21 protein-coding genes and 1 tRNA gene are annotated in these 24580 nt (G+C 41.1%); 15 read left to right on the forward strand and 7 right to left on the reverse strand.

All coding sequences use genetic code 11. From position 1 onward, the window contains the following. The first annotated feature begins 2 nt into the window (after nt 1-2). The 6 genes from PIECOFPK_RS05070 to PIECOFPK_RS05095 all read left to right on the forward strand — a co-directional run bounded on the left by PIECOFPK_RS05070 (nt 3) and on the right by PIECOFPK_RS05095 (nt 3591). A complete protein-coding gene (locus PIECOFPK_RS05070; protein WP_330973328.1) occupies nt 3-317 on the forward strand; it encodes a thioredoxin family protein in 315 nt (104 codons plus the stop codon). Further along, nucleotides 298-546 (forward strand): DUF6952 family protein, encoded by a 249-nt coding sequence (locus tag PIECOFPK_RS05075; protein ID WP_330973329.1) that lies wholly within the window; start codon nt 298-300, stop codon nt 544-546. The genes PIECOFPK_RS05070 and PIECOFPK_RS05075 overlap by 20 nt, the downstream gene beginning before the upstream one ends. Before the next feature lie 120 nt (nt 547-666). Continuing rightward, nucleotides 667-1122 (forward strand): low molecular weight protein-tyrosine-phosphatase, encoded by a 456-nt coding sequence (locus tag PIECOFPK_RS05080; protein ID WP_330973330.1) that lies wholly within the window; start codon nt 667-669, stop codon nt 1120-1122. A 61-nt stretch (nt 1123-1183) separates the two neighbouring features. Continuing rightward, complete coding sequence (hisS, locus tag PIECOFPK_RS05085; protein WP_409966660.1) at nt 1184-2551, forward strand: histidine--tRNA ligase; 1368 nt, start codon at nt 1184-1186, stop codon at nt 2549-2551. A gap of 141 nt (nt 2552-2692) precedes the next feature. Then, complete coding sequence (locus PIECOFPK_RS05090) at nt 2693-3265, forward strand: RNA polymerase sigma factor (protein ID WP_330973332.1); 573 nt, start codon at nt 2693-2695, stop codon at nt 3263-3265. 65 nt (nt 3266-3330) lie between these two features. Next, a complete protein-coding gene (locus PIECOFPK_RS05095; protein ID WP_330973333.1) occupies nt 3331-3591 on the forward strand; it encodes a hypothetical protein in 261 nt (86 codons plus the stop codon). A gap of 82 nt (nt 3592-3673) precedes the next feature. On the opposite strand, the gene PIECOFPK_RS05100 is transcribed toward PIECOFPK_RS05095, so the two are convergent. Both PIECOFPK_RS05100 and purD read right to left on the reverse strand, forming a co-directional pair. Then, nucleotides 3674-4954: a PQQ-dependent sugar dehydrogenase gene (locus PIECOFPK_RS05100; RefSeq protein WP_409966661.1), complete on the reverse strand. Its 1281-nt coding sequence runs from the start codon at nt 4952-4954 to the stop codon at nt 3674-3676. Nucleotides 4955-5015: 61 nt separating this feature from the next. Beyond that, nucleotides 5016-6290 carry a phosphoribosylamine--glycine ligase gene (gene purD, locus PIECOFPK_RS05105; protein ID WP_330973335.1) on the reverse strand — a complete coding sequence of 425 codons (1275 nt, stop codon included), beginning with the start codon at nt 6288-6290 and terminating at the stop codon, nt 5016-5018. Nucleotides 6291-6439: 149 nt separating this feature from the next. Between purD and PIECOFPK_RS05110 the strand changes: the two genes are divergently transcribed. Continuing rightward, nucleotides 6440-8197 carry a peptide MFS transporter gene (locus PIECOFPK_RS05110; RefSeq protein ID WP_330973336.1) on the forward strand — a complete coding sequence of 586 codons (1758 nt, stop codon included), beginning with the start codon at nt 6440-6442 and terminating at the stop codon, nt 8195-8197. A gap of 163 nt (nt 8198-8360) precedes the next feature. After that, a complete protein-coding gene (locus PIECOFPK_RS05115) occupies nt 8361-9881 on the forward strand; it encodes a peptide MFS transporter (protein WP_330973337.1) in 1521 nt (506 codons plus the stop codon). Between the two features lie 45 nt (nt 9882-9926). Here the strand turns inward: PIECOFPK_RS05115 and PIECOFPK_RS05120 are convergent, their stop codons facing one another. Further along, the gene (locus PIECOFPK_RS05120; protein ID WP_330973338.1) at nt 9927-10832 is read right to left on the reverse strand and encodes a hydroxypyruvate isomerase family protein; all 906 of its coding nucleotides are present in this window, start codon (nt 10830-10832) and stop codon (nt 9927-9929) included. Nucleotides 10833-10996: 164 nt separating this feature from the next. Between PIECOFPK_RS05120 and PIECOFPK_RS05125 the strand changes: the two genes are divergently transcribed. Both PIECOFPK_RS05125 and PIECOFPK_RS05130 read left to right on the forward strand, forming a co-directional pair. Further along, on the forward strand, nt 10997-11944 hold the full coding sequence (locus PIECOFPK_RS05125; RefSeq protein WP_330973339.1) for a formylglycine-generating enzyme family protein: 948 nt from the start codon (nt 10997-10999) through the stop codon (nt 11942-11944). An 88-nt stretch (nt 11945-12032) separates the two neighbouring features. After that, entirely contained in the window at nt 12033-13361 is a 1329-nt protein-coding gene (locus PIECOFPK_RS05130; protein ID WP_409966662.1) for a Gfo/Idh/MocA family protein, read from the forward strand. Nucleotides 13362-13438: 77 nt separating this feature from the next. On the opposite strand, the gene mfd is transcribed toward PIECOFPK_RS05130, so the two are convergent. Continuing rightward, nucleotides 13439-16837, reverse strand: coding sequence for a transcription-repair coupling factor (gene mfd, locus PIECOFPK_RS05135; protein ID WP_409966663.1), 3399 nt, complete (start codon nt 16835-16837; stop codon nt 13439-13441). A gap of 324 nt (nt 16838-17161) precedes the next feature. Between mfd and PIECOFPK_RS05140 the strand changes: the two genes are divergently transcribed. Genes PIECOFPK_RS05140 through PIECOFPK_RS05150 form a run of 3 tightly spaced genes read left to right on the forward strand, consistent with a single transcriptional unit; the run spans nt 17162 to nt 20191 of the window. Next, the gene (locus tag PIECOFPK_RS05140; protein WP_409966664.1) at nt 17162-18508 is read left to right on the forward strand and encodes an alpha-L-fucosidase; all 1347 of its coding nucleotides are present in this window, start codon (nt 17162-17164) and stop codon (nt 18506-18508) included. 50 nt (nt 18509-18558) lie between these two features. Continuing rightward, nucleotides 18559-18930 carry a 30S ribosome-binding factor RbfA gene (gene rbfA / locus PIECOFPK_RS05145; protein ID WP_330973343.1) on the forward strand — a complete coding sequence of 124 codons (372 nt, stop codon included), beginning with the start codon at nt 18559-18561 and terminating at the stop codon, nt 18928-18930. 40 nt (nt 18931-18970) lie between these two features. Next, nucleotides 18971-20191 (forward strand): FtsX-like permease family protein, encoded by a 1221-nt coding sequence (locus PIECOFPK_RS05150; protein ID WP_409966665.1) that lies wholly within the window; start codon nt 18971-18973, stop codon nt 20189-20191. A 9-nt stretch (nt 20192-20200) separates the two neighbouring features. Here the strand turns inward: PIECOFPK_RS05150 and PIECOFPK_RS05155 are convergent, their stop codons facing one another. Further along, nucleotides 20201-21493, reverse strand: coding sequence for a bifunctional folylpolyglutamate synthase/dihydrofolate synthase (locus PIECOFPK_RS05155; RefSeq protein WP_409966666.1), 1293 nt, complete (start codon nt 21491-21493; stop codon nt 20201-20203). Nucleotides 21494-21628: 135 nt separating this feature from the next. On the opposite strand from PIECOFPK_RS05155, the gene PIECOFPK_RS05160 reads away from it, so the two are divergent. Continuing rightward, nucleotides 21629-22297, forward strand: coding sequence for a 2-C-methyl-D-erythritol 4-phosphate cytidylyltransferase (locus tag PIECOFPK_RS05160; protein WP_409966667.1), 669 nt, complete (start codon nt 21629-21631; stop codon nt 22295-22297). Here PIECOFPK_RS05160 and PIECOFPK_RS05165 read toward each other — a convergent pair. Together PIECOFPK_RS05165 and PIECOFPK_RS05170 are read right to left on the reverse strand one after the other, a co-directional pair. Beyond that, nucleotides 22294-23268, reverse strand: coding sequence for a Gfo/Idh/MocA family protein (locus PIECOFPK_RS05165; RefSeq protein WP_330973347.1), 975 nt, complete (start codon nt 23266-23268; stop codon nt 22294-22296). The two genes, PIECOFPK_RS05160 and PIECOFPK_RS05165, sit on opposite strands and share 4 nt — an antisense overlap. Before the next feature lie 88 nt (nt 23269-23356). Then, nucleotides 23357-23427 (reverse strand) — tRNA-Gln (locus PIECOFPK_RS05170). Between the two features lie 171 nt (nt 23428-23598). On the opposite strand from PIECOFPK_RS05170, the gene mdh reads away from it, so the two are divergent. Then, a complete protein-coding gene (gene mdh / locus PIECOFPK_RS05175) occupies nt 23599-24528 on the forward strand; it encodes a malate dehydrogenase (RefSeq protein WP_330973348.1) in 930 nt (309 codons plus the stop codon). The last annotated feature ends 52 nt before the right edge of the window (nt 24529-24580 follow it).

Here is a 24580-nt window from a genome sequence, read left to right on the forward strand (position 1 = left end):
GTATGTTGATTGAGCTGGAACAGGATAATTTACAAGAAATCATTAGCCAACATCCCAAAGTAATCGTTCAATATTCTGCAGGATGGTGTGGTAATTGTAGACTCATGAAGCCGAAATTCAAAAGACTTTCTGGCGATCACGAGGATGCAGTGTTTGTTATTGTGGATGCTGAAAAGTTTCCTCAAAGCCGCAAGTTGGCTACCGTGAACAACTTGCCCACATTTGCAGGTTTTCAGAACGGTGCTTTGGTAAATCAGGTTCAAACTAATAAAGAAGAGCAGCTAAAATCGTTGATCCATGAAATTACCAATAATTAGACATATACGTCAGAACCATACGCCTGAGCAGATTGAGAACACCATTGCGGTGTTAGAAGGATTAAGTGAACTGCCCTCTATTAAAGATGATGAGCTGGATGCAATCGGTGAGATTATTTCTAATTGCTGTGGTGCGCTGGAAGTGCATGAAATGATAAATGCGGGTATGGCTGAAAAGGACGCACTCAACAGCTTTATGCAGAAGGTGATGGGATCTATTGACAGATAGTGATGGGTTGGTTTTAGTGTTGAGAACCACAGGCAATAAAGCTTGTGGTTCTTTTTTTCAATGTGCTTGCTTGATTTTTACAGAAACTCTCTCAATAATAAATCGGTTATCTTTGCGCCCATGAAGATTTTGATGGTTTGTTTAGGTAATATCTGCCGCAGTCCGCTGGCAGAAGGAATTATGCAGCAGAAGATACAGCAAATGGGGTTGGACTGGGAAGTGGATAGTGCAGGTACAAATGGTTATCATGTGGGCGAAGCGCCGCATCGCTTATCGCAGAAAGTGGCCCGCATGCATGGTATCGATATTAGTGGACAGCGTGCCAGAAAATTTACTCCTTCTGACTTTGATAAGTTTGATAAAATTTATGCTATGGCATCAGATGTTATTGATGAAATGCAATGGATTGCTCGCAATAAATTCGATGCCTCGAAAGTCGATTTGCTGATGAATGAAGTATATCCGGGTAGCGACATGGATATACCCGATCCCTGGTACGGACCCGAACCCGGCTATCACGAAGTATTTGATATGATCGATAAAGCATGTGATGCCGTTATTAGTAAGTATAAATAAGCGGATATAACCATGGCGTTACGAGCATGATAGTATTTTCAAATCACTACACCAAAGAACAATGAAACCAACAATACCACAGGGTACGCGCGATTTTAATGCCGATGTTGTGCGGAAGCGTAGCTATATTTTTAATACCATTCGCAATGTATTCGAACTCTATGGCTTTCAACCTCTGGAAACTCCCGCCATGGAGAATATAGATACCCTCATGGGGAAGTATGGAGAGGAAGGCGATAAGCTTATATTCAAGATTCTTAACAACGGACTGGATAATGCTGCTAAAGTAGAGAAAGCAAAGGCAGGCTTTGAGAACGTGCTGCAAGGCAAAACCAGTAAGGATATTACTGAGCGCGCCCTTCGGTATGATCTTACCGTTCCGTTTGCACGCTATGTGGCCATGAACCACCACCAGCTACCTATGCCTTTTAAGCGGTATCAGATGCAGCCTGTATGGCGTGCCGACCGACCTCAGAAGGGAAGATATCGCGAGTTTTACCAGTGCGATGCGGATGTGGTAGGAAGTTATTCATTGCTGAACGAACTGGATCTAATCAATATCTATATAAGCGTATTTCAGCAACTGAAAATCGATATTGAACTTAGAATTAACAATCGCAAAATACTGGCGGCACTGGCAGATACATGTGGTGGAGCAGATAAAATGATCGATATCACAATTGTAATTGACAAGTTAGATAAAATCGGTATAGATAAGGTAAAGGAAGAACTAAAATCCAGAGGGCTGAATGAGGAGCAAATCAGCCGGATAGAGTCTTTCTTGAATATCAACGGTACGAATGAGGAAAAACTACAGCAACTTAAAACGCTCTTTGCCGAAAATGAGATAGGCATAAAAGGCATTGAGGAATTAACGTATCTGATTACACACAGCCAGCAGCCTGATGTTAAAAAAGCTCTGGTACTGGATTTAACACTGGCCCGAGGGCTGAATTACTATACAGGAACCATTTTTGAGGTAAAGGCCCAAAATGTTCAAATAGGTAGTATTGGTGGAGGAGGGCGATATGATGACCTGACAGGCCTTTTTGGTGTGCCTAACGTGCCGGGTGTGGGCATATCTTTTGGTGTAGATAGAATTTATGATGTGATGAGCGAGCTGCATCTATTCCCTGCCGACGTGGCAGCCGGTACCAAAGTGTTATTCTTTAATCTTGGCGATACAGAAGTACAGAAAGCTATGGAACTTGCGCAGCAGTTGCGTGCTCACGGTATTGCTTGTGAAGTATATCACGAAAACACCAAATTCGACAAGCAATTTAAATACGCGGAGAAAAAAACAATCCCCTATGTTGCCATTTTAGGCAGCAAGGAGCTAGAACAGGGGGTGGTTAATATCAAGAACCTTTCGAGTGGCGACCAAACTCAGGTGCCTTTTGGAGAGCTGGTACACTTCAGTTTTAATTAGGAATTGCTTCTGTTGGCATTGCTCATTTTGATAGAGTGTATAATTGTACCAGCCAGAGTTTGAAAAAGTCGGCTGCTAAGACGCTAAATGAATTTTATTGCTTTAAAGTATTTTTCTTTTATCCTCGTCTTACTAAATAAGATGGGCAATGCTGCAGTCATAATGGCGGATGATGAGAAGCAAAATATCGTAAATACTGTAAAAAATTACAGTAAACGGCTGTTTAGTTTTATTCGGGCAAAAGTAAATACTGACGCCGATGCTGAAGACATTTTACAGGATGTATGGTATCAATTTACACATGTTTCTGCTACACAAACTATCGAAGAGGTGAGCGGCTGGCTTTTTAAAGTAGCGCGCAACAAGATCACCGACCGCTATCGCAAGAAAAAACCTGATTTGCTGGAGGACTATCAATATGAGGATGAAGATGGAGGACTGAGCTTCAGTGAAGTATTACTGGCCATTAAGGAAGATCCGGAGTTAAAAAATTTCAAAGATTTATTTTGGGAGGCTTTATTCGATGCTTTGGAAGAATTGCCCGAAGCACAAAGAGAAGTTTTTGTCTTGAATGAGCTGGAGGATATGACTTTACAGGAAATAGCGGATCAGAAACAAGAGAACATAAAAACGATCATTAGCCGTAAGCGCTATGCTGTATTGCATTTGCGCAAACGTTTATCCCATCTGTATGAAGAATTGGTTCATCACTAAAAATATTTTGTATGAGAGGAAAAAGTCATAAAAAGCCCCCAGTATGGATATGCGTCCTTGTCGGATTGGTTGCCGTATTAGGGATTGGCGCCCTAGTGATGTGGTTATGGAATGCTATTCTACCATCCGTATTCAATGTGGGAAGGGTAAGCTACTGGCAGGCATTAGGGATACTTATTTTATCGAAAATCTTATTTGGTGGGTTGGGAGGACCCAAACGCCATGGGCCGCCGCCGCATGTTTGGCGTGAAAAGTTCAAGCAAATGACCGAAGAAGAGCGCGAAGCGTTTAAAAATGCTTGGCGTCGTCGTTGTGGAAGGATGTAAGATAATACTGGAAAAGTATATTCATGTAAAGAAGGAGCTCAATGCTCCTTCCTTTTTTTATATAAGAATATCAATTAAGGCTTTACTTTTTATAGCTTACTTTCCAGATAATGCCTGCAGTATCGTCATTTACTAATAAAGAGCCATCGGGAGTAACGGTAACTCCCACTGGTCTGCCGTGTACTTCGCTTTTTGCTTCATCGGCAATAAACCCTGTGAGAAAATCTTCAGGGGGTTGTGGTTTCCCGTTTTTGAAAGGAATGAAAACTATTTTATAACCTGATAATTGAGAACGATTCCAAGAGCCATGCTGCCCCACAAATGCTCCATTCTTGTATTTCGAAGGGAATTGGTCTTGGGTGTAAAATGCTAGTCCTAACGAAGCAGTATGAGGTCCCAAAGGCACATCAGGAATGATAGCTTTATTCACCAGGTCTTCATGAGGATCATGCGCCCAGCGTGGATCTTTAATTTTTCCAAAATAACTGTAGGGCCAGCCATACCATCCACCACGTTTTACACTGGTAGCATAATCCGGAACAATATTGTCTCCAAGACCGTCGCGTTCGTTTACAGCGGTCCATAGTTCGCCTGTAACGGGATTCCAATCCATTCCTACCGGATTTCGCAAGCCGCTAGCATAAATTTGAAGATCGCTGCCATCGGGATTGGCTTCAAAAATCAGCGCTCGCTTTCCATCCTCAATGTTCATACCCCGTTCGCCCACGTTGCTGGCCGAGCCTATAGAGATATAAATTTTTGTTCCCTTTTTATTGGCAATAATATTTCGGGTCCAGTGGTTGTTATAACCGCCTTCCCACAAGCTAATAATCTTTTCGCCGTTGGCTTTAATTTCGGTATCGCCCACTTTATAAGGAAAGCGATATACCCCGTCGTTATTGCCTACATAAAAATAATCGCCCAGAATCAGCATGCCCAGAGGACGATTGAGGTTACTGAGGAATACATGGCGTTCATCTATTATCCCATCTTTATCCTTGTCTCTTAACAAGGTGATGCGATTGGCACTATTACGGGTTCCTGCTTCGGCCACAAAATAATCACCGTTTGGGCCTACATAGGTCCATCGGGGACTTTGCAGGTTGTCTGCAAAACGAGTAACAACAAAGCCTTCAAGGGCTTTGGGAGTAGTGCCTTCGGGCCACCCGATGGTTTTACTGTTTTTAACAGCCGATTCTGATTTGAAAGGTGGCTCTAACACCAACGGGCCTACTGCAGTTTGCACCGTCACAGGGGGCTGTGATGCCAGTTGTTTCCGAGTCTCGCTGTCTACATTGATGATCTGCGCTTTAATCTGTGTTCCTGCTAGTAACAGCAAACTCCATAGCATCTTTTTATTCATAACCGGTACAATTTTTATAACGACAATAGCGCAATATGTGGGTGAAATAAAAATCTAAGGGCTATAGAAATTCGTATCCAATATCTTTTCTATAATACATATCGTCAAACTTAATGCCAGATAGGGTAAGCTTAGATTTATCCACTGCTTCCTGAATCGTATTACCAAAAGAGGTTGCACAAAGAACACGTCCCCCATTGGTCACGATTTGTCCGTCATTTGCTTTAGTGCCTGCATGGAAGATGATACTATCTTTAACAGCATCTAGTCCTTCAATTTTATAACCTTTTTCGAAGCTGCCCGGATAACCACCACTTACTGCCACCACTGTAACGGCGCATCTTTCGTCGGTTTCCACTTTAACCTCTTTAAGGCGTTGTTCTACGGCGGCTGCGCACAAATCAGCAATATTATTTTTCAGTCGGGGCATTACTACTTCGGTTTCCGGATCACCCATGCGGCAATTGTATTCAATTACATAAGGTTCCTCATCAACTTTTATCAATCCGATGAAAATAAAGCCTGTGTAATTGATATCCTCTTTTTGAAGACCCTTAACGGTGGGTTCGATGATTTTAGTTTTTACTTTCTGCATGAAAGCTTCGTTCGCAAACGGTACGGGGCTAACAGCACCCATGCCCCCTGTATTAAGTCCGGTATCTTTTTCGCCCACGCGTTTGTAGTCTTTGGCTTCGGGGAGCAATATATATTCTTTACCATTGGTAAGGATAAATACACTCATTTCGATGCCGCTTAAGAATTGCTCTACCACCACTTTTTTGCTTGCTTCACCAAATTTGGCTTTCATGAGCATGTTTTCAAATTCCGCAATGGCATCATCATGTGATTCGCAAATTACCACCCCTTTGCCTGCAGCTAATCCATCGGCTTTTAAAACGATGGGAAGGGGGTGTTGTTTCAGATATGCGATACCTTCTTCAAATTGATCCTCCGTAAACTCACGATACGAAGCAGTAGGGATATCATGACGTTGCATGAAGGCTTTAGCAAAAGATTTGCTTCCTTCCAGCTGTGCTCCAAACTGTGAAGGACCTATAAAGTAGATGTGTTTCAGTTCATCTTTCTGAAAGTGATCCCAAGCGCCTTTTACTAGGGGTTCTTCGGGGCCTGCAATAACCATTTCGATATTATTATCTAAGCAAAACTTACCCAAGGCCTCAAAATCGGTGATGCTAATGGGAACATTGGTGCCACATTGAGCAGTTCCGGGATTGCCCGGTGCGATGAATAATTCGTGTTTCCCTTTTTCGCGTTCCGTAATATTCCATGCCAGCGCATGTTCTCTACCACCGCTACCAAGTAATAATATTTTCATCTGTTATTGAATTTTTCGGGGGTGAAGGTAATAAAAAAGAAAAGGGGGTGCGCCTTTGATACATAAAAAAAATGCCTATTTTTTTGTTATTAATTAAATGTTACTTGCAACTTATTATTTTTACCACATCGTTTATAAAAACTTTATATATGTCTGCTAACGAAAACGACTTTTTTAAGAATCCTGTACTCGGTCATCCTGCAGGTTTATTTGTATTGTTTTTTACAGAAATGTGGGAGCGCTTCTCCTTTTACGGAATGCGTTCTTTATTGGTAATGTTTCTGACTGCTTCTTTGTTAGACGGAGGATGGGCGTGGACAAGAGAGCAGGCCATGGCGCTGTTCGGCTCTTATGTAGGGCTGGTGTATCTTTCTACAATGTTGGGGGGATACTTTGCGGATAAAATCATTGGGTATCGATGGGCTGTAGTGGTGGGAGCTTTGTTGATGACGATGGGGCATGCTTCTATGGCTATTGAAACACATTTTTCCATTTATTTAGGATTAGTGTTACTGGTTTTTGGAAATGGCTTCTTTAAACCCAATATGACCTCTATTATTTCCGAAATGTACAAAAATCACCAGGAAAGGAAAGACGGTGCCTATACCATCTTTTATATGGGGGTAAATGCCGGAGCCTTTTTGGGTATTTTATTATGCGGTTATTTAGGTGAAAAAGTGGGCTGGAGCTGGGGATTTGGCTTAGCCGGGATATTTATGTTTTTCGGATTAGTACAATTCTGGTTGGGGCAGGATATTTTTGGTACCATTGGCTTAAAACCAAAGAAAAAAAATGCAGATGCTGAAATGCCGACATCAGAGGTGAAAGATGAAGACAAGCTAAACCCTTTCCCCGTGTGGCAGCTTGCTTTAATAGGTATTATGGTATTGTTAGGGCTGATATGGGTTGTATTTGAACCTGCCAAGATTATTTCAGATGGGAAGGTGGACATTTTCAATTTTACAGTAGCGGGTATGACGGGGAATAACTTTACCATTGTGCTGGCCGTTGTATTGTTTATAGTATTATTGATATACAGGCTGGTTCATTATTCCCCCATAACTAGGGACAAAATGATTGCCGTATCATTCTTTGCCTTTCTTACGGTATTCTTTTGGGCAATATTTGAGCAGGCTCCAGGAACACTTACCATTTTTGCTCGTGATTACACCAATCGTGTGTTGGAGGGTAATGCAGGAATTATTTTTAAAGTAGTGAATTGTTTGATTACCATAGTGCCGCTCTCTATTATTTCCTGGGTGCTTTTGAAGCTATTCAAACAGACATTTAAAAGATATGCCGCAGCCAATCTGATCTTGAGTGCCAGCTTTATAATCGTGTGGGGTATTGCTATATGGATGTTGTACAATCAGATTTCGGAAACCACGCTGGAAGTACCTGCATCCTGGTTTGCTACATTAAACTCTTTATTTATTATCAGTTTAGCACCATTGTTTTCCAAATGGTGGAGCAGCAAATACAATCCTTCTGCCAATATGAAATATGCGATTGGGATGAGTTTTCTGGCATTAGGTATGGTTTGGATAGCGATAGGAGCAGGTTCCATCGTTCCTGGGGCTAAAACAGCTTCGGTAAGTATGATATGGTTGATACTGGTATACCTGTTTCATACTATGGGTGAGCTATGTATCTCTCCGGTGGGATTGTCTTATGTAAGTAAATTGGTCCCTGCGCGAATGATTGCCGTGATGTTTGGTATTTGGTATCTGGCAGTTGCTATAGGAATGAAATTAGCGGCAAAATTTGGTGAGAATATTGATAGAATAGCCGATGAAAAAGGTATGGCTTATTTCTTCTGGATGTTGGCAATTATATCTTTTGTTGTGGCAGCCTTAGCCATCATCTTTACTCCTGTGACCAGGAAATTGATGCATGGTGTTCGATAAACTTTCTTTGGGTGATAATAAAAGCCGCCCTTGATCAATGGGCGGTTTTTTATTATGCTCAAACTTCATTTTAGTCAAAAAAATGGCTTAAAAATAAAGAAATGGGCGAAAGTTGCCTTTAAGGCGCTTAGTTTTTATTATCTTTCCCACACATTTGTATACTATGCAAACATTAGAAGCAATCCAAGACTTCAAGGGAAAGTACCCTAAACAAATCTGGTCTTTGTTTTTTTCGGAAATGTGGGAGCGTTTTTGCTTCTACGGAATGAGAGGGATGCTCACCTTCTTTATGGTGGACCAGTTATTTATGAAAGAAGATGTGGCGAATTTGCAATACGGAGCCACGCAGGCCTTTGTGTACGCTTTTACATTTATCGGAGGCTTATTTGCGGACAAAATTCTCGGTTTTAGAAAATCGCTATTCTGGGGTGGAATGCTGATGATTGCCGGAAGTTTGATTTTGGCAACAGATCCGCATAAGTTTTTCTTTCTGGGCATCAGTTTTACGGTAATTGGTACGGGCTTCTTTAAGCCTAATATATCCACGATGGTGGGACAGTTGTATAAACAAGGCGATTCCCGGCGCGATGCAGGTTTTTCCTTATTCTATGCAGGTATTAATATAGGCGCTTTGCTAGGAGGTTATACTTGTGTAGCTATAGGTAAGCGCCAGATGTTTGCTAGCGTTATACCGGAACATTTAAGCTGGAATGTAGCCTTTGGTTTGGCCGCCATTGTGATGACCATCAGCTTGCTCACTTTTGTTTTTTCACAAAGAAATTTGGGACCTATTGGGCTCTCGCCTTTGTTGATCAAAAATGTCGACGGTACCGTTACAAAATCGAAAAAGTGGTATGAATATCTAGTATATATCGGCTCTCTGGCAGTAATTCCCATTATTATGACTATGGTGTCTAAAACACAGTACACAGACTGGTTCATGTACATCATTGGTCCTGCTACTTTATTGTACTTGTTTTTTGAAATGACGCGTCATACGAAGCAAGAAGTAAAGAAGCTGATAGCAGCGTTGGTATTTATCATTTTTTCCATTTTGTTTTGGGCTTTCTTTGAACAAAGTGGGGGGTCGCTTAGTCTGTTTGCTGCCAATAATCTGGATAATAAATTATTGGGCATGATAACACTGGATCCTAACGGTGTAAATAATTCGGTAAACTCTCTGTTTGTCATCATATTTGCTCCTTTAGTGGGTTTGCTTTGGTTAGCATTGGCAAAAAGAAAACTGGAGCCTAATACTGTTGTAAAATTCGGGTTAGCCTTTTTATTTTTGGGTTTAGGATTCTATACTTTTTTCGGCACACGTTTCTTTCAGCTGGCTACCGGTATTGTAAGTCTGGATGTGTTTACATTGGCTTATCTTTTTGTAACCTTCGGCGAACTATGTTTATCGCCGATAGGATTGTCAATAATGACTAAGCTTTCTCCAGCAAGACTGCAAGGGGTGATGATGGGAATGTGGTTTCTGGCTAGTGCGTACGGTCAATATGTGGCAGGCTTATTAGGCGCAGGGATGGCAAGGGCTAATGAGAATGCAGGTTTGGTGGAAAAACTGATGACTTATACCGAAGGTTATAAACAATTGGGACTTTATGCGGTTATTGCCGGTGTAATATTGATTGTGATATCACCTGTGGTCAGAAAACTGATGCAGGATGTAAAATAAATAAAATGGGGCTTTGTGTTAAGCCCCATTTTTATGTGTTTTCAATTAGAAACTATCTACTTCTCGATAAGCTTGAACCAGGCGTTCTTCACCTTCCTTGCCGGATTGAGACATTCCATGCTCCATACCTACAATTCCTTTATATCCTTTTTGGTGAAGGAATTTGAATACATTTTTATAATTGATTTCGCCTGTGGTTGGTTCTTTTCGGCCGGGATTATCACCTACTTGTATATACGCAATCTCATCCCAACAGAGTTCTATATTCTTAATAAGATTACCTTCGTTTTTCTGCATATGGTAAGCATCATACAAAATCTTGCAGCTGGGACTATTTACAGCCTTGCATATTTCATAGGTCTGAGTTGAATAACGCAAAAAGAGATCCGGAGTATCACTCAGCGGTTCCAATACCATTACAATACCATGTGGTTCGAATATTTCGGCTCCGCGGCGCAATGCTTCAATAACATTGGCGGTTTGGATAGCTAAAGGCAGTGATCTATCAAAATCTCCCGGTACAACGGTAACCCATTTAGCATTACAGCGTTTTGCAATTTCTACCGACTTGCGACATCCGTCGAGGAAAATATCGAGGTGTTCTTTTTTTCTTGCCGCAAGCGTGTTGGCGCCGTTACCACCTTTAGGTACTACAAAAACGCCCATACGCATTCCTAGCTTTGCCAGCGTTTCTCCGATTTTGCTTTGCATTTCTGGAGGACGATTGGGCATGCCATTATCTTCGATAGATCTGAATCCCAAATCGTACATGTATTTTATCTGATCTATAAAATCTCTACCGGCACTAGCGGCAAACATGCCGTCATGCGGTGCATAATCCAGTTTAAAAGGTTGTCCTTTTGATGAAACATTCTTGCTGAATCCCTTATTGGCAAGCGCTAGTGAACCGGCTGTCAATAAGCCGTTCTTTATGAAAGATCTTCTTTGCATGCTAATATGTTTGGGGGAAAAATAATAAATCTTATGATTTCATCCTAAACAAACTTCTGATAATGTTTTTATTGTCAGTAGATCTCTGTTATAACGTGTGTATTTTGTTTGGCATTTTATAGTGGTAGCTCTGTATATTTGGGGGCTAGTTTAGATTTATAATTATGAGAACAGTTGTTTTGTCATTTGTAGTAGCGATTGCATTCCATTCGGTATGTGCTCAGAGTAATTCCTTTCAAAAATACGAACAGACTATTCCGGGATCAGATGTAAAATTTGAAATGGTGCCCATTAAGGAAGGTACTTTTGTTATGGGTGATGATAAATCGGGTAAGGCAGATGAAAAGCCGGCGCGCAAGATAAAAGTGAGTGCATTTTGGATGGGTGCCCGAGAAGTTACATATGATGAATTTGTACTTTTTTTGAATGATGAAAATTATAGTCAGAATAACGACGTGGATGCCATTACCCGCCCTTCTGTTCCATATATCGATATGACAAGAGGTATGGGAAAAGAAGGAGGATACCCGGCGAATAGCATGAAGCAATACAGCGCTTTGATGTATTGCAAATGGCTGTATGATAAAACCGGAATTTTTTATCGTCTGCCTACCGAGGCGGAATGGGAATATGCCTGCCGTGCGGGAACGACTACGAAGTATTTTTTCGGAGATGATAGTGCTCAGCTAAAAGATTATGCCTGGTATGCCGCTAACAGTGGTATGAAGTATCACAAAACAGGCCTAAAAAAGCCTAATCCTTGGGGATTATATGATATGCTGGGAAATGTACAGGAATGGGTATTGGATCAATATGTGGCAGATGCATACAGTAAACTGGAGGATGGAACTGCAGATCCTGTCAATATACCTATAACGAGACATCCCTTGGTATTAAGAGGAGGCGATTATGATGATAATGCCGATGCGCTTCGTTCTGCCAGTAGAGGTGTTTCTGACTTAGTATGGAATCGTCGCGATCCGCAGATTCCCAAAAGTAAATGGTGGAATGCAGATGCTCCATTTGTAGGTTTCAGACTAGTAAGACCATTAAAACAACCTTCTGCAGAGGAAGTAGAAAAGTTTTTCAAAACTTTTCTGGAAATGCAATAAACTTTCAGGATTTTTTTATCAAAATGACCAAGCCTTGCTGGTTTTTTCAAAAATTAACGTCTTAATGTCATATTAAACACAGCGAACGATGAATAATAAAACAACCCGTAGAAAGTTTGTTCAACAAACTTCTTTGCTTGCCGGAGGCTTGTTAGCCGCCCCTCTTTTCAGTAAAGGCAATTTCTTTTCAGGATCAGACGATACCATAAAAGTGGCTCTGATAGGATGCGGAGGCCGTGGTACCGGAGCCGCAGTACAGGCGCTTAGTACAAAGCAAAATGTACAATTAGTTGCAATGGCCGATGCATTCAGAGATCGTATTGACAGTTGTTACAGGGCTATTGCCAATAGTCTTTCCGAAGCTGGCGTCACAGATGCCAAACGTAAGTTTGATGTTTCGGAAGAAAGAAAATTTGTAGGCTTTGATGCTTATGCGAAAGCTATCCCTCTGGCAGATGTAGTAATACTTACCACTCCTCCCGGCTTCCGCCCCATTCATTTCGAAGAAGCGGTAAAACAAGGGAAACATGTATTCATGGAAAAACCTGTAGCTGTAGATCCTGCTGGTATTAAAAAAGTGTTGGATGTAGCTGAGATAGCCAAACAGAAAAAACTGAATGTAGTGGTAGGGCTGCAAAGACGTTATCAGAACTCATATAAAGCGTTATACGAACGCAAAGATCTGATTGGCGATTTTATGTATGCGCAGGCTTGGTGGAACAGCTCGGGTGTGTGGGTATACGATCGTAAACCGGGGCAAACAGAGATGGAATATCAGATGCGCAACTGGTACTACTTTAATTGGCTTTGCGGTGATCATATTGTAGAACAGCATGTACACAATATTGATGTGGTAAACTGGTTCAAGGGCGCTTATCCTGTAAAGGCGCAGGGTATGGGTGGCCGTCAGGTGCGTACCGATAAAAAGTATGGCGAAATTTTCGATCACCACTATGTGGAGTTTCACTATGCTGATGGCTCTATCATGAACAGCCAATGCCGCCATATACCTGGTACAATGGGCAAAGTGGACGAGCTAATTGTTGGTACCAAAGGAAGGATTTATGCTGATGCTGCAAGGATTGTAGATAATAAAGGCAATGTGCTTTTTGCTTTCGATAAGAATGGAGAAAACAATCCTTATCAGGCCGAGCATGACGAATTATTTGCTGCTATAGCTAAGGGAGAGTACAAGTTTGCCGATGCCGAACATGGCGCAAAAAGTACACTTACAGGCATTATCGGCCGCATGGCTACATATAGTGGACAAGTAATCGATTTTGAGAAAGCTTTAAACAGCGGTATCGATATTATGCCTAAGGAGTTCAGCTTCTCTGCTACTCCTCCGGTAGTTCCTAATCCTGATGGAACCTATCCAATTCCTGTTCCGGGAAAAACAAAATATAATCTGGGATAAATAAGTTTTTATTCTGTAGTAAGGCACTAGGCGAGTGTGGTATGACGCACTAAGCTTGGTGCTTTTTTATTAAAGGTTTATTGCGCTCCTACGCAAAAACGGTGCATATCTACTAAGAATGCATGTAAATCCTTCATGGAAGTAATGGGCTGGGCAATTAATAAGAATAATTTTCCACTTTGTTTTAATCGTGCTTTGTTGGTCTGAGTCTGTACATAATCCAGTATTTTTTGAAACACGGCAGATTCAAAATAAGGAGAGTCGTGTTTGTTGATAAAATGGAAACGTACGGTTTCGTTTTTCAGACTGATTTTCTCAAAACCTAAATCGATAGCCAACTTGCGACATCTCACTGTGTCAAATAAATCAACTACCTGTTGAGGAATAGGACCAAAGCGGTCAACCAGTTCATTGTGGATGGTGCTCAGTTCCTCTTCTTTTTCGCAATTATTTAATCTTTGGTAGATCGATAAACGCTCCGTGATGTTTTCAACATATTCATCCGGAATCAATATTTCCAAATCGGTATCAATGGTACAATCATTTACATAATCGTCTTGCTTGCTGATTTCTTCTTTAAACAGCTCTTTAAATTCGGTGCGTTTCAGTTCGCGGATAGCTTCATCCAGAATTTTCTGGTACATTTCAAAGCCTATTTCTGCCATAAAGCCGCTCTGTTCGGCTCCTAGTAAGTTTCCTGCGCCGCGTATATCAAGATCGCGCATGGCAATTTGAAAACCACTACCTAGTTCGCTGTGTTGTTCCAGTGTTTGTAAGCGCTTGCGTGAATCACTAGGCAACGTGCTTAATGGAGGCGCCAGCAGATAGCAGAAGGCTTTTTTATTGCTCCGACCTACACGGCCGCGCAACTGATGTAGATCGCTAAGGCCAAAGTGGTGTGCATTATTGACGATAATGGTATTTACATTCGGTATATCTACTCCACTTTCTACAATATTGGTACAAACCAGCACATCATATTTACGATCTATAAAATCTAAAATTTTTTCTTCCAGTGTATGCCCATCCATTTGGCCATGTGCATAGCTTACGGATAAGTCCGGACAGAGTCCCTGAATGGTCGCCGCCATCTCTGCCAGTCCTGCTACACGGTTATGAATGAAGAATACTTGACCGCCGCGTTCTGTTTCGAAATAGATGGCATCGCGGATAAAGTCTTCATTGTATACGTGCACTTCGGTTTGAATAGGCTGGCGATTGGGTGGGGGAGTGTTAATAATACTTAAGTCTCTTGCACCCATCAAAGAAAACTGCAATGTGCGTGGTATGGGGGTTGCCGTTAGCGTTAAGCAATCAACAGTGGTGCGTAAGGTTTTAATTTTTTCCTTATGTGCAACGCCAAATTTTTGCTCTTCGTCGATAATCAGTAATCCCAAGTCTTTGAACTTAACATCCTTCCCGATAATACCATGGGTGCCGATGATGATATCTATTTTACCTTCTTTTAATTTTTGTAAGGTTTCTTTTTTCTCCTTCGCTGTTTTGAAGCGATTCAGATAATCAACCGTTACCGGAAAATCTTTCAACCGTTCACTGAATGTTTTGTAGTGTTGAAAAGCCAGAATAGTAGTTGGTACCAGTACGGCAGCCTGTTTGCCATCTACACAGGTTTTAAACGCAGCACGGATGGCAATTTCGGTTTTTCCAAAACCCACATCCCCACACACGAGGCGGTCCATCGGAGAGGGAGACTCCATATCTTTCTTAACATCGGCTGTTGCTTTACTTTGATCAGGTGTATCTTCATATATGAATGATGCCTCTAGCTCGGTTTGTAAGTAGGTATCCGGACTATGTGCAAATCCCTTCTGAGCCTTTCTTTTTGCGTAAAGCGTGATTAAGTCAAAAGCAATTTCTTTAACCTTGGTTTTGGTTTTTTCTTTCAGACGATTCCATGCATCACTACCTAGTTTGTTGACTTTGGGTACACTACCGTCCTTCCCGGTGTATTTGGCAATTTTATGTAGTGAGTTGATGTTTACATACAATACATCTTTATCCTTATAGATAATGCGCACTACTTCCTGCTGCTTGCCATTTACCTCAATCTTCTGCAAACCGCTGTATACACCCACACCATGGTCAATATGTGTAACATAATCACCCGGTTGCAGCTCACGCAACGTACGTAGGGTAATGGCCTTATTTTTATTGTATGCCTGCTTTACTTTGTATTTATGATAGCGTTGAAATATTTCATGATCGGTATAGCAGACAATCTTAAGATCCTCATCTACAAAACCCAGATGTATAGAACAGGCTACAGGATTGAATACTAATCCAGCGTTCAGATCGTCAAAAATCGTCTGCAACCGTTGCAATTGCTTAGGATTCTCAGAGAAGATATAAATGCTGTATTGTTTATTTTCTTTATCTTTTAAATCCTCGATTAGCAAATTGAACTGACGGTTAAACGCCGGTTGTGATTTGGTATGGAAGGCATATTCATCCTTTGCATCAAAGCACTGATCCCCGAAATACGCTACTGACCTGTGTTGAAGCGATCCTACAAATGTATCAGCAGTAATGAAATCACTGGTTGTAATATCTTTTTTGAAAAATTTATCAGCATCTTCCTCTTCTATAGATGCTGTAGATGTTGCGTTGTGTGCCAAAAAATATTGTAGCTCTTCCTCACAATCCTTCAAACGTTCTGTGACGAGATCTTTATCTTGGATCCAAAACACCGTATTTCCCGGAAGAAAATCGAATAATGATACACGCTCTTCATTGGTAAACTGGGTATCTACATTAGGGATAATAGTTACAGAAAGCAATTTTCTTTCGCTTAACTGTGTTTCCGGGTCTATAATGCGAATAGAATCTATTTGATCACCAAATAGTTCAAAACGGTAAGGTTTATCATTCCCAAAAGAATAAATATCAAAAATACCGCCACGGATGGCATACTGACCGGGTTCGTAAACAAAGTCGGTTTTTTCAAAGCCAAAACTATCGAGTTTTAATAGTAGCTGGCCCAAATCAATCGAGTCGGCGGTCTTAAGATGGATGATGTTTTCCGAGAGCGTTTTCGATATAACTACTTTTTCGAATAATGCTTCGGGATAGGTCACCAGCACTTTTTTTCTTACCTCGCGTCCTTCTCCAGAAGCTAGTTGAGTGAGCGCTTCTGTTCGTAACATCACATGCGAAGCGTTCAATAGTCGATAATTCTTCCTCGTTTTAAAGGAAGAGGGGAAGTAGAAGATATCCAGCTGGCCCGTAATATTTTCGAAAGTATTATGGAAATAAGCGGCTTCTTCTGCCTCATTCAGGATGATAACATGATTATAGTCTTCCAGCTGTCTTGCGCAGGCCGCAAGTACAAAAGCTGCCGAACTGCCAAAAAGCCCTGTAAGCGCTATGCGCGAAGGTTGTTGCAATGAAATCCCGGTCGCTATCTGTAAACAGCGGGGGTCATCTTTATAAAAATTCTGCAACACCTCCTGGCTCATCGAGCGACAAAGGTAGGCAGAAGTTGAAAATATTACAAGTGACAGTACAGGACTGCCAAATGTCGACAATGTTAAAATAGGGTTACATTATAAAATATGGTCAATTTTTATCCGTCTTGGATTATACACCAAGGGTAATACGGACAGAATAAAAAACAGCTTTTTCATTTTAGTGCTCTTTTTATTCTTAGGGACGATAAGAATCCTTAAAAAGCAGCATACACACTATTTTTTTGATTTTTTTTTACAGTTTTTGATAACAAAGATTATGTGTAGTAGATAGAAAAAATCATGTATGTTTGGTTACTGATATTAATATACAAGATGCATAAAATCTTTACTACCCTGTTTGCTGCCCTATTGTCGAGTCAGCTTTTAAGTCAGCCCTATCAGCCTACTTGGGAATCGCTCGAGTCCCGTCCCATACCTCAGTGGTATACCGATGCTAAATTTGGCATATTCATTCACTGGGGATTATATAGTGTGCCGGCCTGGGCCACCAACTCCAATGCTGATGGTTTTGGCAGTAACTATGCCGAATGGTATTGGGAACGACTGAATAATAAGAAGCTAAAAATTCATAAGGAGTTTGTGGAATTTCATAACAAAAACTATGGTCCAAACTTTAAATATCAGGATTTTGTAACACAGTTTAAGGCAGAGTTGTTTGATCCCGAGTTTTGGGCACAACTTATCAAAAATGCTGGCGCTAAATATGTTGTACTTACCAGCAAGCATCATGACGGGTTTGCTTTATGGCCCAGTCGCGAAGCTTGGAACTGGAATGCCTATGATGTGGGGCCTCGACGCGACTTAGCCGGTGAGCTGACTACTGCTGTAAAGAAAGCGGGATTGCATATGGGGTTTTATTATTCGTTGTACGAGTGGTATAATCCTTTGTACAGGCAAGACGTACATAAATATGTACGTGAGCATATGTTACCGCAACTGAAGGATCTGGTAACACGTTACGAGCCAGATGTGGTATGGGCTGATGGAGAATGGGAGCATAGTGATACAGTATGGCAAAGCCGTGAATTTTTGAGCTGGCTGTATAACGAATCTCCCGTAAAAAATACTGTAGTAACAAACGATCGATGGAGCTCCGAACGCAAGAATGGAGGTTTTAATACCACAGAGTATGGAAAGGGTAATGCCAGTCTCACCCGTGCTTGGGAAGAGTGTCGTGGCATAGGAGAGTCGTTTGGTTATAATCGTAATGAAAATCTGGAGCAGTATCAAAGCAGTAAAAGCCTTATTCATATGCTGATAGACATTGTGGCGCGTGGAGGAAGCCTGTTGTTGAATATCGGTCCAGCTGCAGACGGTACTATTCCCGTAATTATGCAGCAAAGACTGAAAGATATGGGCGACTGGCTTAGTATTAATGGAGAGGCGATTTATGGCACAACAGCCTGGCCATCGGCTCCCACACTGGAAGATATCTACTTTACCAAAAAAGGTCGGGATTTGTATGTTTTAGTAACGAAATGGAAAAAACAAATTATCTTACCTCAGGTAAAAGCCGACAAGGTCGAGCTTTTAGGGTATGAGGGCAATGTGCGTTTTTCAAGAAAAGGTAATAGTCTGATAATTACCGCTCCACAACTAAACCCGAACAATAACCCAAGCCCATATGCTTGGGCATATAAGCTCTCTAATGTCTTTTAATGGGCAGTTGTAAATATTAGTGAGTATTTTTACATTTTAAACGTAAGGTTATGCAGGAAAGTAAACGTCAAAAGCAGGTTGCGGGTTTGTTGAATGAAGAGATGAATAGGATCTTTCAACGGTTAGGTCTAAATATGATCGAAGGGGGAATGGTTTCGATAGCCGGCGTAAAAGTTACTCCCGATCTGCTGGAGGCTCGTTTTTATCTGAGCTTTTTTCAGGTAAAGGATAAAACCGCTGCATTGCAACAAATCGAGGAACGGCACCATGAGATAAAAAAAGAACTAGCCGCAGCTATAAGACATCAGCTGCGCAATGTTCCTGTACTGAAGTTTTTTGAGGATGAAACTCTCGACCATGTTTTTCGAATGGAAGAGTTGTTTAAAAAACTTGATGAGGAGAGAAAGAATAAAAAAGAATAAGCATCGGTATTCATTGGTAATTATTAATAATTATTGATCATTGTACACACTTTTTGCCTGGCGTTATTTCAAAGCGAAAAAGTCCACCAATGTCATTAATATCATTTCTTGGATATGCATTGTGGCTATTGTGGTGGGCACAGCCTCTCTCATCTTGGTATTGAGTGTCTTCAATGGGTTTGAAGGATTGGTAAAGTCGCTATACGCTTCTTTTTATCCTGATATCAGAGTGGGTGCACCATCAGGCAAAATCATTACTATATCCGAGGAACAATTAAATCAATTGCGCAATGTAAAAGGCGTTGCAGATTTTTCTTTGGTAATTGAAGAAAAAGCCATTATTCAAAATAAAGCGAATCAGGCTATCGTACATCTCAAAGGAGTGGATGATCGCTATAAAACTACTACCTCGGTAAGTGAGTTTGTTTATTCCGGAAAATACAATATAGGTACGGCCTCGCGTCCCAAATTATTTTTGGGGGTGGGAATAGAAAGTGCGTTGGGCATCAGAGCTGGTAATAATGCTAACCCTCTCATGATCTATGTTCCGAGAAAATCACGTACGGAGCATTTTGACGAGTTCGAAAGTATTTCCAGCGATACTATTCATACTTCGGGTTCTTTTATGATTCAGCAGGATTTTGATAATAAGTATGCAATGGTGAACGGGGCCTATTTGAAAAAAGCTATGCAGTTGGATGAAAATGAGTATAGTGCAGTGGAGATTGCCGTGAATGATCCTGCAAAAGTGGATGCCATTGCAAGAGAAATTGCCACAGTTTTCGAAGGGTATAAAGTGCAAACCCGTTATCAACAGAATGAGAGCTTATATGCGATTATGAATTTGGAACGATGGTTGTTTTATGCAGTCCTCAGTATTATTCTTATTGTGGCAGCTTTCAATATGGTGGGTGCTTTAACTATGCTGGTATTAGAAAAACAAAAAGACATCAGCATACTCAATGCATTAGGTGCAGATAAAAATTTTATTTTAAAGATATTCCTAGGTGAAGGTTTTTTACTGGCATTCATCGGTGGTATCATCGGTATGGTGATTGCCCTTGTACTCATTATCCTTCAAATTAATTATCACCTAGTACCTTTGGAAGGCGGTTCTTTTTTAATTGATTATTTTCCCGTAGAACCCCGAATTGGCGATTTCTTTCTGGTAGCACTTACTGTACTAGTAGTTTCGTTCTTGGCTTCATGGTTCCCGGCTGTGAAAGCATCGCGACAGGTCATATCTTTAAGAAGCGAATAAAGCAAGTTGTTATATTCTACTCACTTCTCCTACTAGAAATACACTGCCGCATACTACAATCAAATCATTTGTATGTGCATGTGCTTTAGCTTCGGCAATGGCTTCGTCGACCGATGAATAACATTTCCCTTGTAAATTATAATGAGCTGCTTTAGCTTTCAGTGCTTCTGCAGATAATGCACGAGGTATATGTGCGTTAGTAAAATAATAAGTAGCATATGGAGGGAGCATTTTTAATACCTGGTCCACATCTTTATCCTTTACCATTCCTATAACCATGTGTAAATGATGATAAGAGGTTATTTCTAGCTGATTGAGTAATTCCTGTATGCCATTTACATTATGGGCTACATCCAACACGATTTGCGGGTGTTGGTGCACTACTTCCCAGCGCCCTTGAAGACCTGTATGTTTTTTTACATGTTTAAGACCTTCCGCAATGTGCCGCTCGCTAATATTCCAGCCGCGTTGTTGCATTTGTCTGCACGATTCTAATACGGTGAGAAGATTTTTAAGCTGGTATTGTCCGGTTAAGTCCAACAAATAAGCCTGATGATCGGTTTTATCTTTTATGGCCACCTCCACTTTTAAAAAATGGTTGTCGGATTGCCAGTTCGCAATTTGAAAGCGCTCTGTAGCAAAAGTTATAGGAGCTTGCTGTTCTGCCGCTTTTTGGACAAATACGCCTGATGTTTCCTCTTGTTTTTCGCCTATTACTACGGGGATATGGGGTTTGATGATTCCGGCTTTTTCTGTGGCGATCTTTTCCAAAGTATCACCCAGCATCTGCATATGGTCGTACCCGATGTTGGTAATAATGGAAAGTTCAGGAGTGATGATATTAGTGCTATCCAGTCTGCCGCCCAGTCCAGTCTCAATAACAGCAATATCTGTCTTGCATTTATCAAAGTAATATAGGGCCATCGCTACAGTAATTTCAAAAAAACTGGGATGCAGCGATTCTATTAATGACTGTGCTTTTGCTACGAAAGCTACCACTTCGTCTTCCTCCATCATGACGCCGTTTACCCGTATGCGCTCCTTAAAATCTTTTAAGTGTGGAGATGTGTATAACCCTGTTTTGTATCCGCCGGTTTGTAATATAGACGCCAGCATATGACTTACCGAACCTTTACCATTTGTGCCGGCTATATGGATGTATTTATTTTTCTGATAGGGAATGTTCAATTGTTCGCAAAGGGCTATAATATTGGCGAATCCGGGTTTGATAGCTTCTTTGCCAATGCGGCTGAACATGGGCAATTGCTGATATAAGTAATCGATGGTTTCTTGATAATTCATAAGCAAAAATAACGGAGTTATGTTGTGAGTGATGAAAAACTTCGTATCGATTGCGAGCTTGCCGATGGGCTGCTGTACGCGATATTTAATACTATATATATCATCAGATAATGAAAAATAAAATACTTTTGGCGCATGAAGAAAGTTGCGATTATTGTTGCCGGTGGATCGGGCAGAAGAATGGGAACGGATTTACCCAAGCAGTTTTTATTGGTACATAATAAACCTGTCTTGTATTACACACTGCAGACTTTTTTATCGGCATATGATGACATGCAGGTAGTACTAGTGCTTGGTGAGGAATATGTGGATATGGGGCGAGAGATCATTGATGCTTGGTTTGATAATGAACGCATCAAAATAACTATAGGCGGGCCCACCCGCTTCGACTCCGTGAAAAACGGACTAGCTTTAGTAGAAGAAGAGTCTATCATATTTGTGCATGATGCGGTACGCTGCACCGTCTCCAAGGAGCTTATCCAACGTTGTTACAAAACAGCATTAGAAACAGGAAGTGCAGTGCCGGCTATTAAATGTAGCGATAGTCTGCGTTTGTTAGGTGAAGACGGAAACAGTGAAGCATTAAACAGAGAGAAGGTAGTGCTAATTCAGACACCTCAGGTGTTTCATAGCAAAATATTATTACCCGCTTTTAATATCGATTATAAAGATTGGTTTACCGATGAGGCTACGGTAGTAGAAGCTTTCGGAATGAAAGTATCTTTAGTAGAAGGTGAAAAAAATAATATCAAAATCACCCACCCACTGGATTTAGAAATTGCAGCTCGAATTATACAACCTTAACGGGAAATACGGTTGTTGCCAATTTTCTCCAGAATCTGGTGTGCTACATCCATCGCTTTCAGGCCGTCTATCTCGTTTACGATAGGCTGGGTATTGTTGAGGATAGCATCTCTAAATTCTTCCAGTTCTTTTTTGATAGCATTCACTTGGGGAACTGGAGGGTTGGCGATGGCGATGGTTTTATTACCGGAAGGAGTAGCAATGTCGAAAGAGAATACATCTTTATCCTGCGGTTCCTTAAGTTTGATGATTTCTGTTTTCTTGTCTAGAAAATCAATGCCAATGTAAGCATCTTTTTGGAAGATGCGCATCTTTCTCATTTTCTTCATGGAGATGCGGCTAGAGGTAAGGTTGGCTACACATCCATTATCAAATTCAATCCGCACATTAGCAATATCGGGTGTTTCGGTCATTACTGCCACGCCGCTAGCTGATATCTTTTTTACATCGCTTTTCACGATGCTGAGAATGATGTCAATGTCATGAATCATCAGATCCAGTATTACGCTTACTTCTGTACCACGAGGATTGAACTGTGCTAATCTGTGTACTTCTATAAACATCGGGTTGAGTGACACCTCTTTCAGCGCCAAAAAAGCTGGATTAAACCTTTCCACATGACCTACCTGTAGCTTAATGTTGGATTCTTTGGCCAGTTTTACCAGTTGACGGGCTTCGTCCATCGTGTGGGCAAAAGGTTTTTCAACAAAAACATGCTTGCCCAGTTTGATAGCTCGTTCGCACCATTCGTAGTGGAAGTTGGTAGGAGTAACAATGTCGATGGCATCACAAAGCTGGAGGAATTCATCCACGTCGAAGAATCGTTTCAACTTGTATTTTTCAGCTACTTCGGTAGCTACTTCGTCGTTGGGGTCTACAAAGCCCACAACTTCTACATTGTTTATTTCGAGCCAGTTATTCAGGTGAAATTTTCCCAAATGGCCAACTCCTACTACTCCAACTTTAAGCATAGCCAAAAGTATTCATTTTTAATCAAAAATAGGTTAGGCGCCCTAAAAGCAAAAAAGCAGATTTCTACGAAAGAAACCTGCTTTTTTGTTGACCCATAAGGATTCGAACCTTAACAGACAGAACCAAAATCTGTAGTGCTACCGTTACACCATGGGTCATTACCATCTCCGATCTTCAATCGGGTTGCAAAAATAAGTATTTCGAATATTTCAAGCAAAAGGTTTTTTAAAAAAAATTTCAAAGCTTAATTTCAGGAATAAGATTGGGTTCTTTATGGCCTTATGAGTTAGATTTGTAATAATTATTAACGCATTAAATCCGAAAAGCACATGAAAGTAACCGTAATAGGAGCCGGGGCAGTGGGGGCCACCTGTGCCGATAATATAGCCCGCAAAGAGCTCGCCTCCGAAGTTGTTTTATTAGACATTAAGGAAGGTGTGGCCGAAGGGAAGGCAATTGATATGATGCAGACTGCCGCACTGTTAGGCTTTGATACCAAGATCAAAGGGGTTACCAACGATTATGCGGCTACTGCCAATTCAGACGTGGTAGTAATCACTTCCGGTATGCCACGCAAACCGGGCATGACGCGCGAGGAACTCATTGGCGTCAATGCCGGTATTGTTAAAAGTGTTACTGAAAATATTCTCAAATATTCCGCAGAGCCCATCATTATAGTTGTATCCAATCCTATGGATACCATGAATTATCTTACTTATAAAACCTCGGGACTTCCCAAGAACAAGGTAATTGGTATGGGAGGAGCGCTGGATTCAGCACGTTTTCGTTATTATCTAAGCCAAGAGCTAAAGTGCTCTCCGGCTGATTTAAATGCGGTAGTTATTGGTGGGCATGGCGATACAACCATGATTCCTTTGATTAAGCATGCTACATGGGGAAGCAAGCCTGTTGTGGATTTTCTATCTGAAGAACAGCAGAAAAAAATTGTAGCCGATACTATGGTAGGTGGTGCTACGCTCACAAAGCTTATCGGAACATCGGCATGGTACGCACCGGGTGCAGGAACTGCAGCAATGGTAGAAAGTATTTTACGTGATGAGAAAAAATTGATCTCCTGTGGAGTGTATCTCGAAGGGGAGTATGGGCAGCAAGATATATCCTTAGTTGTACCCGTAGTACTGGGAAGAAACGGTTGGGAGCAGATTGTTGAGCTCGATCTTAGTGAAGAAGAAAAGGCTGCATTCCAAAAGAGTGCTGATGCCGTAAGAACAATGAATGATGTGCTGAAAACATTATAAAGGATTTTTTAGGCTAATGCTCCGGTAACAGCCGGAGCTTTTTTGTATATTT

This window comes from Chitinophagaceae bacterium C216, assembly GCA_028485475.2.
Lineage (GTDB): Bacteria > Bacteroidota > Bacteroidia > Chitinophagales > Chitinophagaceae > Niabella > Niabella composti.

Bases quoted from the DNA above. Each gene is read 5' to 3' on its own strand.
- PIECOFPK_RS05090 (WP_330973332.1), top strand. From the start codon at position 2,693: ATGGGCAATGCTGCAGTCATAATGGCGGATGATGAGAAGCAAAATATC.
- hisS (WP_409966660.1), top strand. From the start codon at position 1,184: ATGAAACCAACAATACCACAGGGTACGCGCGATTTTAATGCCGATGTT.
- PIECOFPK_RS05075 (WP_330973329.1), top strand. From the start codon at position 298: ATGAAATTACCAATAATTAGACATATACGTCAGAACCATACGCCTGAG.
- PIECOFPK_RS05130 (WP_409966662.1), top strand. From the start codon at position 12,033: ATGAATAATAAAACAACCCGTAGAAAGTTTGTTCAACAAACTTCTTTG.
- PIECOFPK_RS05120 (WP_330973338.1), bottom strand. From the start codon at position 10,832: ATGCAAAGAAGATCTTTCATAAAGAACGGCTTATTGACAGCCGGTTCA.
- PIECOFPK_RS05160 (WP_409966667.1), top strand. From the start codon at position 21,629: ATGAAGAAAGTTGCGATTATTGTTGCCGGTGGATCGGGCAGAAGAATG.
- PIECOFPK_RS05100 (WP_409966661.1), bottom strand. From the start codon at position 4,954: ATGAATAAAAAGATGCTATGGAGTTTGCTGTTACTAGCAGGAACACAG.
- PIECOFPK_RS05165 (WP_330973347.1), bottom strand. From the start codon at position 23,268: ATGCTTAAAGTTGGAGTAGTAGGAGTTGGCCATTTGGGAAAATTTCAC.
- PIECOFPK_RS05155 (WP_409966666.1), bottom strand. From the start codon at position 21,493: ATGAATTATCAAGAAACCATCGATTACTTATATCAGCAATTGCCCATG.
- PIECOFPK_RS05110 (WP_330973336.1), top strand. From the start codon at position 6,440: ATGTCTGCTAACGAAAACGACTTTTTTAAGAATCCTGTACTCGGTCAT.
- rbfA (WP_330973343.1), top strand. From the start codon at position 18,559: ATGCAGGAAAGTAAACGTCAAAAGCAGGTTGCGGGTTTGTTGAATGAA.
- PIECOFPK_RS05125 (WP_330973339.1), top strand. From the start codon at position 10,997: ATGAGAACAGTTGTTTTGTCATTTGTAGTAGCGATTGCATTCCATTCG.
- PIECOFPK_RS05115 (WP_330973337.1), top strand. From the start codon at position 8,361: ATGCAAACATTAGAAGCAATCCAAGACTTCAAGGGAAAGTACCCTAAA.
- PIECOFPK_RS05140 (WP_409966664.1), top strand. From the start codon at position 17,162: ATGCATAAAATCTTTACTACCCTGTTTGCTGCCCTATTGTCGAGTCAG.
- mfd (WP_409966663.1), bottom strand. From the start codon at position 16,837: ATGAGCCAGGAGGTGTTGCAGAATTTTTATAAAGATGACCCCCGCTGT.
- purD (WP_330973335.1), bottom strand. From the start codon at position 6,290: ATGAAAATATTATTACTTGGTAGCGGTGGTAGAGAACATGCGCTGGCA.
- PIECOFPK_RS05080 (WP_330973330.1), top strand. From the start codon at position 667: ATGAAGATTTTGATGGTTTGTTTAGGTAATATCTGCCGCAGTCCGCTG.
- PIECOFPK_RS05070 (WP_330973328.1), top strand. From the start codon at position 3: ATGTTGATTGAGCTGGAACAGGATAATTTACAAGAAATCATTAGCCAA.
- mdh (WP_330973348.1), top strand. From the start codon at position 23,599: ATGAAAGTAACCGTAATAGGAGCCGGGGCAGTGGGGGCCACCTGTGCC.